Source organism: Aureliella helgolandensis (assembly GCF_007752135.1).
GTDB classification, from domain to species: domain Bacteria; phylum Planctomycetota; class Planctomycetia; order Pirellulales; family Pirellulaceae; genus Aureliella; species Aureliella helgolandensis.
Genome location: NZ_CP036298.1, coordinates 2427100 through 2439403 on the forward strand (window position 1 = coordinate 2427100; position 12304 = coordinate 2439403).

Annotated in this window: 7 protein-coding genes; 6 read left to right on the top strand and 1 reads right to left on the bottom strand. The window is 51.3% G+C overall.

Annotated features, from left to right (window positions below):
* The first annotated feature begins 885 nt into the window (after nt 1-885).
* The 4 genes from Q31a_RS08670 (at nt 886) to Q31a_RS08685 (ending at nt 8833) form a co-directional block, all read left to right on the top strand.
* Entirely contained in the window at nt 886-2199 is a 1314-nt protein-coding gene (locus Q31a_RS08670) for a hypothetical protein (protein ID WP_145076646.1), read from the top strand.
* Nucleotides 2200-2260: 61 nt separating this feature from the next.
* Nucleotides 2261-3283, top strand: a complete 1023-nt coding sequence (locus Q31a_RS08675) for a hypothetical protein (RefSeq protein ID WP_145076648.1) — start codon at nt 2261-2263, stop codon at nt 3281-3283.
* A 41-nt stretch (nt 3284-3324) separates the two neighbouring features.
* Nucleotides 3325-3903 carry an ECF-type sigma factor gene (locus Q31a_RS08680; protein WP_145076650.1) on the top strand — a complete coding sequence of 193 codons (579 nt, stop codon included), beginning with the start codon at nt 3325-3327 and terminating at the stop codon, nt 3901-3903.
* 85 nt (nt 3904-3988) lie between these two features.
* Complete coding sequence (locus Q31a_RS08685; protein WP_145076652.1) at nt 3989-8833, top strand: serine/threonine-protein kinase; 4845 nt, start codon at nt 3989-3991, stop codon at nt 8831-8833.
* A 381-nt stretch (nt 8834-9214) separates the two neighbouring features.
* Here the strand turns inward: Q31a_RS08685 and Q31a_RS08690 are convergent, their stop codons facing one another.
* On the bottom strand, nt 9215-9826 hold the full coding sequence (locus tag Q31a_RS08690) for a DNA-3-methyladenine glycosylase (protein WP_197356487.1): 612 nt from the start codon (nt 9824-9826) through the stop codon (nt 9215-9217).
* Nucleotides 9827-10723: 897 nt separating this feature from the next.
* Between Q31a_RS08690 and Q31a_RS08695 the strand changes: the two genes are divergently transcribed.
* Both Q31a_RS08695 and Q31a_RS08700 read left to right on the top strand, forming a co-directional pair.
* Nucleotides 10724-10939, top strand: a complete 216-nt coding sequence (locus Q31a_RS08695) for a hypothetical protein (protein WP_145076654.1) — start codon at nt 10724-10726, stop codon at nt 10937-10939.
* Nucleotides 10940-11041: 102 nt separating this feature from the next.
* Complete coding sequence (locus tag Q31a_RS08700; protein ID WP_145076656.1) at nt 11042-12301, top strand: putative DNA modification/repair radical SAM protein; 1260 nt, start codon at nt 11042-11044, stop codon at nt 12299-12301.
* Nucleotides 12302-12304: the final 3 nt, after the last annotated feature.

Genomic DNA, 12304 nt, shown 5'->3' on the forward strand with positions numbered 1-12304 from the left:
GTTCGAATCCTCTTGGGTGTACTTCGCTAGGCAATCTGCAGCCCTCAGTGACCATCATGACCCTGGTTTTTTCCAGGGTTTTTTCGTTGAGTGATGGTCCTAGGGATATGCGGATTCCCTAGTGATGGTCCCACATAGCCGACAGTTGTTACTCCGCCTGGGCACGCCGGACGGTAGCGATCGCGTCAGACTTGAGCATGTCCAGGTAGCATCGTCCATCCTCAACTTCTGCCGGGCTTGCCACGGATCGGAGTGCACAACTGGTGACTACCAGTGAGTGCCCCGCACTCGGCCAAACGGCCTTCCTGTGGGGCTTGTCCCGACGGAGCTACCCATTGGATCGCTTGTAGGAAACAAACACGAGGCGAGGACAACTGAAAGCCAACCTAAACAGCTAGCCCCGCCCACTCCTCTCGTCCCCGCCGAATTCTCCGTCCTACCACTGCTGGGCGCTTGCGAATCACCGCCAATTCTCGACTCGAAGCGACAATAGACAGCCTGCCACAGGAAACTCGGTGGGCAATTCCAGTCTGATGGATTGGTTGGCTAGTTCCTAAATTGCAAATCAGGAATCTAGCACTAGTCCAACCACTTCCGCCTTATGCAGAACGCGTCATTTTGCCCAATGAGCAACCGATTTGCAGGCAAAATAGCGGTTTCAATTAAGTGGCGATATTCTTTAGCAGCGGGTTCGACGGCGTGCCACCTCATGGTGAAAGGCGAGCAGAGCGTCGGCTTCGAAAAAAAACAGAATATTTCTCAAATCCTCACGCCTGTTTGCGCATGTCTCTCTAGCGGTGAGGCTTGTTCCTGCTGCTCCTAGGCTGCGTATGTAGCCAATTTTCGAAAGCACCATTCGATCATAGGTTGGGGAGAATCTGAGAAATGAATATCTCACTTAAAAATGAAGGCATCGCCTTCGCTTTGCTGGTCGTTTTTGCACTCTCGGCAAGTTCACCGACACTCGCTGCTCGAAGACGCGGAACTAGTCCGCCTGCCCAGTCCGTCAAGTTTGATGCAATTGCGCTCGAACCGCCAGTCGATGGATCGGGTTTTCATCGCAGCTACAATCCGCAACTGAACAACCAGGGAAAAGTGAGCATTACCTATCCCGGTACATCCGGGGCTTTCGAGCGTGGAATCTACGATCCGACAATTGATGCGACTAAGTTCCTAAATCTCAAGGACTTAATCCAAGGTGCACCAGCCGGTTACGAACTGGTTGCGACCGGCAAACTAAGTGACGCTGGGTTTCTGAACGTGAGCTACGTCGCGGACCCATTGATTAGCCGGTACGATCCAGCCAACGATACCATCCCTGGAATCGTCGATACGGCCGACTATCAATTCTACGAACTGCCTGATCCACGAAAGCTGTTCCCCGAAATCTACCCTCCAGAAATTGGTTCGCAGTCCCTTTCGTATACTCTTAACAACAACAACGATGCTGCAATTGTGATTGGTTGTCGCAAGCCTGAGGGGGGCATTCGCTTCGATACTTGGCCCGTTGCCTTTGATTCAGACACTTGGACTTGGCAACTCACTGGTGCCGTGGTTGCAAATATGAACAACGCTGCCTTATCGGACCGACAGTTGAACGGAGATCTGTTGCTAGTGGGGCGCCAGTATGATGAAACTGGATACTATGCGCCCACGCGAATTAATCTGAGTAGTCCGGGAGTCGGAGAGTTTCAATTAGGGCGCGATGTTCATGCCAATTCCTCGACGACCTATTCGTACGGAATATTCTCCAACCATCAAAATGTTAATAGCTTCGGAGATGTCGTTGGAACCCTGTACATCTCGAAAACGCTAAGAAGGCGGCGTTCTTCTACCACGACCAACAGCTACGGTGTTTATGTCGCGGCGGACCAGCTTACCAATATCGAAACGCAATTCGAGCCACGCGGATTGAATGACAATCTGGACTTCATCGCCGATAGTTCCACACAAGGGAAAAATCTTCTAGTCGATGGTGCAACGGGGCGTTCAGTCAGTATTGAAAGCTTGATCGATCGTTCCTCAACGAACGCAATAGATTGGTCAAATGCAGAATTCTCTCTGAAAGATCTCAACGAACGGAATGTATTGAGTCCAAGTGAGCCCACAAAGGATACGCCAGAGATAATTGGCTTCGTTTCGTACGACGACACCAACATCGCAGCACAGTGCATCTTGCTGGTACCGAAGCTTCAGTAAATGGATTTATTAGGCACTGAAAACATTGTTACGACGGAAGACCTTTTGAAAGAGCAACCAGATGAAAACGACCTATTTGACTGTACCGCTTGCAATCGCCTGTGCCTGGTTTGTCGCTAGTACAGCACATGCCGAAATACAGTTGATGTTTGTTTCCAGCGTGGCATTCCAGGATGAGATTCGACTTGTCAACTTGGATGGATCTGAGGGGGGAACATTAGTAACGAATTCGAACGTTGCAAATATAAATGGTATTGGGCAAGGTGGCCCGGGCGAGCGAATCTACTGGGGCGACAACTCTGACTTCCAGATCTATTCGGCAAACGCGGATGGTTCTGATCAAAGGGCAGAATTTAGCTATCTTTTCAACGGTGAAACACAAGGGCAATTGAGGTTTCTTCACGTCGCGCCGGAAACCGCTGAGATCTATTGGTCCGATGATCGATCTAATTCTATACGTCGCGCGGATCTCGACGGAAGCAACGCAACGACGCTGGTTGCCGGTACCGAATCGCCGCTCGATTTAGTGGTGGACTCACTCCGCAATCGCGTTGTTTGGCTGGACAACAACGTTGATGCAGTTCTCGAATTCGATCTTGCAACATCGAGCGTCAATACGCTGATTGACTTCAAAACAGATTTAGGTGGAGAAACGCATATTCCTGTCGGTGTCGTGGTCACCGAAGAGAATCTGTTTGTGATCGATCGTGGCACCGATGCAATATATAAGGCTGATTCCGATGGTAGTAACGCAAGCAGTATTTTGGACCTCCAGGAATTCTATTCCCTGAATGGCAATTTTGGAGACACCGATTCTCTGTCTTCAGTTGACGATCTGGTACTTCAAGATTCGATTCTCTATTGGGGCGAAAGGAATGATGGAAAACGAGGGATCTATGGCTTCGACTTGGAAACGGAAATGGGGTTCCAACTGTTTCAACCAACCGATCCAAATGTTTTCATACCGCATTTGAGTTTGTATAGTGCAACTGCAGTTCCAGAACCAACCGGTGCTTTGTCGGTTCTCGCTAGTGGAGTGTACCTTGTGTTTAGACGCCAGAGAAACTTGCAGGCTGTCGCTTGATTTGATACAAGGATTCCCTAAATGCAGGAGTCTTTATTAGTATGAGTGACGTAACAGAAATTCTTAATGATCTGGTTCAGGGCAAGCAATATGCCTCAGACGCGCTCTTTGTTACCGTGCACAATGAACTGCGATTAATGGCCGACCGGCTTATGCGGAAGGAACGTTCGGACCATACCTTGCAAACCACCGCACTTATCAATGAAGCGTACGTCCGCTTGGTCGATCACCCTAATCCGCAGAAGTGGGATGGTCGCTCTCACTTTCTTTCGGCCGCCGCTGAGTCGATGCGGCGAATATTGGTTGATCATGCTCGACGGAAGCTTGGCAAGAAGCGAGGCGGAGAGTATCGCAAACATACCTTGCAAAGCGTCCACCAGGATGCGTTTTCAAGTGTCGGTCCAAATCCTACATTGATAATCGACGTCAGCGATGCTCTTGAGAAGCTCGCAGGCTCCGATCCCCAAGCTGCGGAAATGATTCGTTTGCGTTTCTTTGCTGGTGTTTCGATTGCAGAAGCAGCGGAGCTGGTCGGTGTGACTCCGACCGAAGCTTATGCAAACTGGGCATATGCAAAGGCAAGATTGAGTAAACTGCTAGAGTCGAGCGTTGAGTCTTAGGCAACGCTTAGTCAAAAAATTGCCGAAGTCTGATTGAGCTGAAAGTTTCTCGTTCGATCGCAATTTTACACGAGCTTGGAAGTGCATGAACGGACAACCTGAATCGCCAGAACCCCAAACTCAACAAGTAAAACAAGCATTCTTGCGATGTATGTCGCCAAGGTCAGAGGAAGACCAACGGGCGGAATTCGAGAAATTAGCAAACGAGAATCCCGCACTCGCTCGACAAGTGCAATCACTCTTTGACGCGTTGGAGGGAAGTCGACTCGAACAGATTACCGGGTATGCGGAATACTCCGACGCGCACCTGGGACGGGACGCCCTAAATTCGATACACTGCAGCGTACTCGAATCGCTCCAGCACACGATGAACGGAGTGCCGCGTGTCGATTTGAGACCTTCGGATGAATCTGAAGCAATTGTCATTCCCAAATCATCGGAGTTGGCATCGGCGAAATTGCCAAGAAACAGTCGTTATCGTTTGGACGGTGAGATCGCGCGCGGTGGCATGGGCGTGGTTCTCAAGGGACGAGACATGGATCTTGGTCGGGATCTGGCAATTAAGGTATTGCTCAATACTCATCGTGAGTCACCTGAGGTCATGCGGCGTTTCATCGAGGAGGCGCAGATTGGTGGCCAGTTGCAACACCCGGGGATCGTGCCAGTTCATGAGTTGGGCAAGTTCATGGATGATCGTCCGTTCTTCACTATGAAACTGGTCAAAGGCAAAACACTGTCTGCATTGTTGGCCGCCCGGAGTTCTCCGAGTGAAGATCGGGCGAAATTCCTCGGCATCTTCGAACAAGTTTGCCAGACAGTGGCTTACACCCATTCTCGTGGAGTGATCCATCGTGACCTGAAGCCGTCCAACATCATGGTCGGTGCTTTTGGCGAGGTTCAAGTAATGGACTGGGGCTTAGCCAAAGTTCTTGCAATAGGAGGCGTTGCAGATGAACGTAAGCAGCGAGCGACACAAAAAGACGTCAGCGTCATTCAGACGATCCGTAGCGAGGTGGGAAGTACCGTCGACGAAGATCATTCGGTTGGCTCGCAGACGCGAATGGGCAGCGTTATGGGAACCCCTGCTTACATGTCCCGCGAGCAAGCACTTGGCGAAATTGATCAACTGGATGAGCGAACCGATGTGTTCGCGTTAGGCTCAATTCTCTGCGAGATATTAACGGGCTGTCCCGCGTACTTCAGTAGGAATGGCGGGGAGCTACTGCGGATGGCGAGTCGCGCAAATCTGGATGACGCGCACGAGAGACTCGAGCGATGCGAAGCCGACGACGAAGTATGCGCACTTGCGCGAGATTGCATCTCCGCTGAACCTGCCGATCGCATTCGAGATGCTCAGATACTTAGCAACCGCTTGGCATCCTATCTGGAGTCCGTCGAAGAGCGACTGCGAAAATCAGAACTGGAACGCGCTAAATCGGAGACAAGGGCGACCGAAGAACGCAAGCGACGCAGAGTCCAACTCGCTCTGGCTGCATCAGCTCTGCTCGCACTCGCAATCGGTGCTGGAAGTTGGATTCTCATTCAGCAGAATCAAGCGGAAATCGGTCGCATGAAATCCGAAGCAGAATTGCTGGCGAGCGCCAGGCAATCCAAGTTGAATCAGCAAATCCGCTCCGAATTGGCGACGGCAGAGGCGATTGTCGATCAGTCCGAGATTTTGCCAACGGTCAATCAACTTCAGCGTGCCCTCGAGGCAGCCCATAGAGCTAAAAACCTCGCCGCAGAAAAAGAGGTAGATCCAGAGCTAGCAGCGGAGATTACTCGACTAACCAGGACGATCTCCGATGCGAAGTCTGACCAGGAGCTTGTCGCTCGGCTACGTGAGATTTGGGATATTGAGCAAGAATTTTTTGCTCAAAGAGCTTCTAGGAGTACGGCGCCGCTAGAGCCCAACGATACGCTGAATGAATTGGGCGATGAGCCGCGCGATGATGACCAAGCATCAAGTCTTGGAGTTACGAATCCAGCGTCGCTCTACGAGCAAGCCTTTGCAAGGTGGGGCATCAAGCTCGAAAGGGACTCAAACGAGTCGGTCGTATCTCGTGTTAGCCAGTTGCCCAGTTCCTTACAAACGCCGGTGCTCCATTCACTTGACCGATGGAGCGAATTGCTAGTTGAGCAAAATAGGCTAGCTGACTGGATGGCCATGGATTGGACTCCGATGAAACCGGTTCAAGCAAGTTCCGGCAATCCCAAGGATGAATTCGAATTCTTGGACGATGACTCCATTCTCGTCAGCGGAGAGGATGCAGGGCCTGGGTACGAAATTATTTTTGAAACCGAGCAAACGGAGATTTCCGGCCTACGACTGGAAGCGATGACACATGACTCGCTGCCAGGTCGCGGTCCCGGGCGCTCAGAGGATGGGACATTTGTCGTTGCAGGACTCAGAGTATTTGTTGCACCGAAATCAAACCCGCAAGATTATCATGCTGTGCCGCTGGCTTACGGTGATGCGTCCTATTACACGGAAACTTGGCCATTTACCCTAGACAAGTGGCATGGCGAATACGGTGGAGGGCGATCGCATGAAGCCTACTACGAATTTGATCACGAGCTTTCTGATAAGGCAGGTTTTCGCGTAAAAATTGTCACTGTCGCACACACGAGCAACCGATGGGCGGACCAGATACTTGGTCGCTTCCGGTGGTCCACCAAGGGAAAAGATGGGAACCGGGCTATGCACCTGAAACTTGCCAGTATCGTGCAAGAAGTTGAAAGCGATCCTTGGCGAAAAGAGATGCGAGTGGCTCGATCTGAGGGGGATCTGCTTAAGGTGGTTGAGCTCATTAAGTCGGCGGAATCGCTGGCTCAGCCTACGTACGTACTCGCAAGTATCCTGAATCAGATTTTCAAGCTAAATGGCAGCGATATAGCCTCGCAATACTTTTCAGACCTCCACTGGACTCCAGTCCCGATTGAGCCCCTGCAAACACCAGCCAACACGATGTGGGAACTTCTGGACGACGGTTCGATCCTCTTTAAGACGCATGACGACACCATCACAAGTTTTACATTACCATTCTCTGCACCAAACGATCCGCACAGCGTACTTCGAGTAGAGCTTTTCAAATACGATCCAGACGACACTGCAATATTCCTAGGGCAGACGGGAAGCTCCCGTGCGTATCTGAGAGAGGTCGCCGTTGAACCGAACACAAACCAACGACAAATTGACAATGGCGAGGACAAACTCGACGATAGCAGGCCTCTGAGTGCTTTGGATTTCCCTGTTGTTGACTATGACTTTCCCACCGATATGGGAAATGCATTTGATGATGATTTCAATAGCTACGTGGAGCTCCCGAATCTCGGAGATGAACCCACCTTCTTCTTGGTTCTCAATAAAACGGCACCGAATTTCGAACAGTTAAATCTACACGTAGCATCTGGAATTCCGAGCACTTGGGACAGAACGAGCTCATATCAAGGACTTCTCGGCAGGTTTCGGCTATCCATTGCTCCTTTAAAGCAAGAATTAACTGCCCCCAATCAGGCGTGCGAACAATTATTGACTGCGTTAGTCCAAGATCGACCGGACGATTATCTGGCGCATCTCTACCTCGCCAAGTACTACCTCGATAGCTTCCCGCCGCGAAAAGATGAAGCTCTCCGTCAGGCATCCATAGCAATCTGTCTGAATGAACAGGATGGAATGGCTCAGTTGACATTTCTAAAGGCAGTTGACCCCAAGCGCTTGCTGGAGGAGAAGCTACTGCAAAAGCAAACACAGCAAATTTACGACAATTTTTTGCATGAGCGTGACTGGGCTAGTAGCGGACACCGGGAGTTTAGAGAATTTAAGACGACTGTTCTTAATTATGCGATTAAGTGTCTCGAAGAGGGAGACAGCGGTGTACCGCAAGCACTGTTTCAAGCGATCACACATGACGACCGAGAGTTGAGCCGGTTATATATTGGCATCTTCAACGGATTTTTTCGTGCTTCGCAAATAGATAGATCCCCAAAAAACATCAACTATGCCATTCAATATGGTGAACTTGCTGATCCTTTGGCGTTGCCAACGGCGTCTCTAGCAAACCATTTGGGGCACGTTTATACATGGGCTGGGAGGCTTGAAGATGCACTTGCCATGCATCAGCGCGCATACGAACTTTTGCCTGAGAACGAGAATGCTCGCCAAAGTCTGCTGGTCGCTTATGCGAATCTCGATAAGAAAACCGAGTTCACTCAATTCGTGGATATGACATTGAAAGCGTGGCCTGATTCGGCTCAATTCCGATTGAATGCAGCAATCCAAATGTGCAACAAGCCCTCGGTTAGAGACCTCGAAAGAGCAGAAGAATTAGTCCAAGAAGCACTGCAATTGAACGTCGAGACCAATTCGATTGCTCCTGAAAAGTTGTTCGTGGAGATTTGTTTCCGCTATCTAGATGAGCAACAGTACAAAGAAGGACTAGCACTACTTCACCGAGCTAATGTCTTGATACCAGAAAGCCCAGCTGTCCTACGAATGATCTCAAGGCAATTGGCGGCCTCGCCGGACCAATCCCTTCATGACTATCCGCAAGCTCTTGAATACGCTCAGCAAGCTATCGATTTGGACTCGAGTTCAGCGTTTTCCCGTTTCGCGCGTGGCATGGCATACTATCGATTAGGCAACTGGCAGGCTTCGCTTGATGACTTCAATGTCCTAGTTAACACCGTGGCTAAGGATAATAGCAGTCCCGCGTTGACGTACGCACTGGCATTTCAAGCGCTCGCTTGCGCCCAACTTGGCGAGATTAAAAAATCTAAGACCTTGCTCGATGAGATCAAATCGCTTATCAAGGAACACGGCGACGTTTACTCCCCTCACTTCGCCAACATCACAATGCTTCGCACTCAAGAACTCGAAGAACTACTTGCGTCTGAAATGCCTCAGATTGCGGGAGAACCGCAGGAGTAGCAAAGTAACAACTCCTTTGTCCTTCTGCACATTTGATGTAGCAAACCGAGGTCGTGTGCGCCCGAACTGGTGTTGAGACTCTTAAGATCACGTCGCCGAGCTGTAAGCGGATGTTGATTCAAGTGCGACTTGCATCGGGAAAGATTTCGGTGCGGTAGCATTTGCCAATGATTTCGCTGGGCACGCAGCAAAAGTATCCTCGATACCTGCCTTGGCGGGCAAATAACTGCCACCAATCGTTTTTTTCGGAGGGGCCACTGGAAAAATGCTTGCAAGCCCGACTCCGGTGCCGCCCTCGGTTATCTAGGAATCTGATTAAGGTGGAATGTGTCGATGCCCCGCCAGCAGTTTTAACAACGCAGGGAACACCTTGGGGACAACTTAGCTGCGAATTTTCCGGCTTACGAAAGGTGAGTCCTTCAACAGAAATCGCCATGGGAGCTCCGCTGCCTTGGTGATTCCGATTCGAGTGTCGGTTACTACCTCACAGTCGTCATGTCCGAAAAAGCCTCGCTGGGCAGGTTTGTCCGGCGAGACGATGCTCCCAGTGTGGCATGCAGGCGTAATGCCCATCGCCTGAGTTAGTTTACCGGGGCCGGAACAAAGCTCTCGAAGGCTCTCGCGTCCACGACGGCGTTGCATTGTTTCAATACCAGTTGTCGGCTCAATTGCCCGCAATAGGATAAAGCCGTTCGAGTCGCGATGTTTGGTCAGAACATTGAACAGCCAATGAACGCCATAGTTCAGGTAGACGTAGATGGTGCCAGCAGATTGCTGTTGCACGAAATCGCGTGCTCGGTGACGAACAAATGTATGGCAGGCCTCGTCACCATGTTCGGCATAGGCTTCCGTTTCGACGACGATGCCCCCACATCCATCCCACAGAAAGGTTGCGCCGATCAATCGATGTGCGCACTCTAAAGCGGGCATCGAAAAATCTGCCTTGCGCCAACGTTGTTCGGGTTGTAATTGAGCGATTTGCTCCACTGCCATTTCCGATTTCTAAAGTCTTTTTTCGTTGTTAGATCATTGGCGGTGTTGGAAGGCGGTGTCGGAAAGCGTCGTCAGCCGAGATGGCGACTACTTCGATCCGCTCTCATGCCGCTTCGCTGCCAGTTGACCGATGCCGCTCGCGATCAGGATTGCTGTGGCACTTTTATTCGTTGCGTAGGAATTTTCGTTGTGAAGCCCGACTTGATTGAACAAAGGCACCCGAAGACGACTCAACCGTTTGGTTGTCACGAGCAGACTGCGATGCCGTCGTAGTCCTGTTTAACGGAATCCGCCGTTTTTTAGCTCTCCAATTTTCTCCGAGATACGCTTGCTCAGCAATCCGTGTACCTCAGCGCGCATCTTGGACGTGACGGTGCGCGAGCTGGAAGTTCCTAAAACCGGTGCGTCGGACAAGCACTCTTGGCGTTCCACTTCTCTGCTTTGTGGCACATCTAGAGCTTTCAACGGATACCCCGTTATTCGGTCGTTCAAACTACAGGAAACCGCGCAGAAATGGAGCGGACTGGTGGTTGAGCGACCATGCCTGGATGCCGACTATCCGGTCGCTTGTGCCCAGGTCCGCCGGGAATTCATAATTCTAAGTGTTCCAGGCTTTGTCGGCACGAAAGTTGCTTTGCCATTTCTTCACATTTGCATCGTCATCTGTTGCGTCCGTAGAATGTCTCAGCCTCATCCATTCCTCGAGCTTCTTAACTTTTGAGGAATCTCTGCGAGCTCTCGTCGCGCAATCGAAGGCCGGCGTGTGGAAGTGGGGAATCGCGAAACGCTGAGCAGTGAACTCTGGGGGCCAGGGATGCCCCCAATGTACAGCGGTTGAGGCCATCCATCCCTGTTTTGATCCGTAGAATTAGAAAACCGCAGAGATGATTGTTAGCGATGTCGCGTCGGCAGCAGCTCATGACGGCCTGCGATCGCATTCAAGTTGAAAACTGGCAGCGTGAGGATTTGACAGAGCTGATTGCACCATGGCCGTTTGGTGACGTCGAGCTAAGCGTTGCGCTGGAAGTTCATTTGTGGGCCAATGGGCAACGCGACGACGATGGCGATTGGAAGGGTGGTCTGGACGCAAGCACGCTGAATGAACGGAAATAGACGTTGCGAAAATAAAACTCAGGAAGCCAGCCGTCAAGCTTTTATAGGATTTCAGCGTCATCTTCCCGGCTAGCAAGGCCAAGATTTGGAAGTCGTCTAATAATGTCTCGAGACGTTCAGCAAAAACTGGAGATCCTGGCCGATGCGGCCAAGTATGATGCATCATGCTCCAGCAGCGGTTCCAAGTCCACTCGCGCAGGTAGCCAAATTGGTAGCACGGAAGGCATGGGGATTTGTCACAGCTATACGCCAGACGGCCGGTGCGTATCTTTACTGAAAATTCTGCTGACGAATTACTGCATCTTTGATTGCCAGTACTGCGTGAACCGCGTCAGCAGCGACACGCCACGCGCCCGCTTCACCGTGGGCGAAGTGGTCCAGTTGACGATGGACTTCTACAAACGCAACTATGTCGAAGGCCTGTTTTTGAGTAGCGGCATTATTCAGAATTCCGACTACACGATGGAACAGCTAACTCAAGTGGCTAAAGACTTGCGTCAAAAACACCGATTCGGCGGCTACATTCATCTGAAGACAATTCCGGGCGCTAACGAGAAACTCATCGAAGAAGCCGGAATGTGGGCCGACCGATTAAGCGTCAACATCGAGCTGCCGACGGAGTTGGACCTGAAGCAACTGGCACCGGAAAAGAAGAAGCCTGAAATCACGCAAGCCATGCACGGGATTCAAGAGAAGATTGAGGAAACGAAGAGCGATCGCAACGCCGGGTACAAACCTCCCTCGTTCGCGCCCGCTGGGCAGAGTACTCAGATGATCGTGGGAGCGACAGCAACGTCCGACGATGCCATTTTGGCGACAGCCGACGAGCTCTACACCGCTCACGAGCTTCGGCGTGTTTACTATTCTGCTTACAGCCCAATCCCTCACGCGGATGCTGCACTGCCGGGTAAGAGTCCACCGCTGATTCGCGAACATCGCCTGTACCAGGCCGACTGGCTGCTACGATTTTACGGTTTTGACGTAGACGAGATCGTGGTCCGCGAGGATCGTAATCTGGATCTCGACATCGACCCGAAACTTGCGTGGGCGTTGGCTCATCGTGAATATTTTCCGATCGACGTCAACCGAGCGACGCGAGAGCAACTGCTGCGAATTCCCGGCATCGGCGCTCGCAATGTGAAACGCATGCTTTCGATTCGTCGGCACCACGCACTGCGGACGGAAGATCTGAAAAAGATGCGAGTCGTCTGGAAGCGGACGAAGAGTTTCGTCATTACCGCCGATCACAATCCGTCGCTCGGTGATCTCGACCGGCAGGATCTACGGCAGCTTGTTACTCCCAAACCGAAGCAGTTGACGCTGTTCGATGCGTTCGGCGAAGCGTTGAAAGGGGAGTTCTAGACC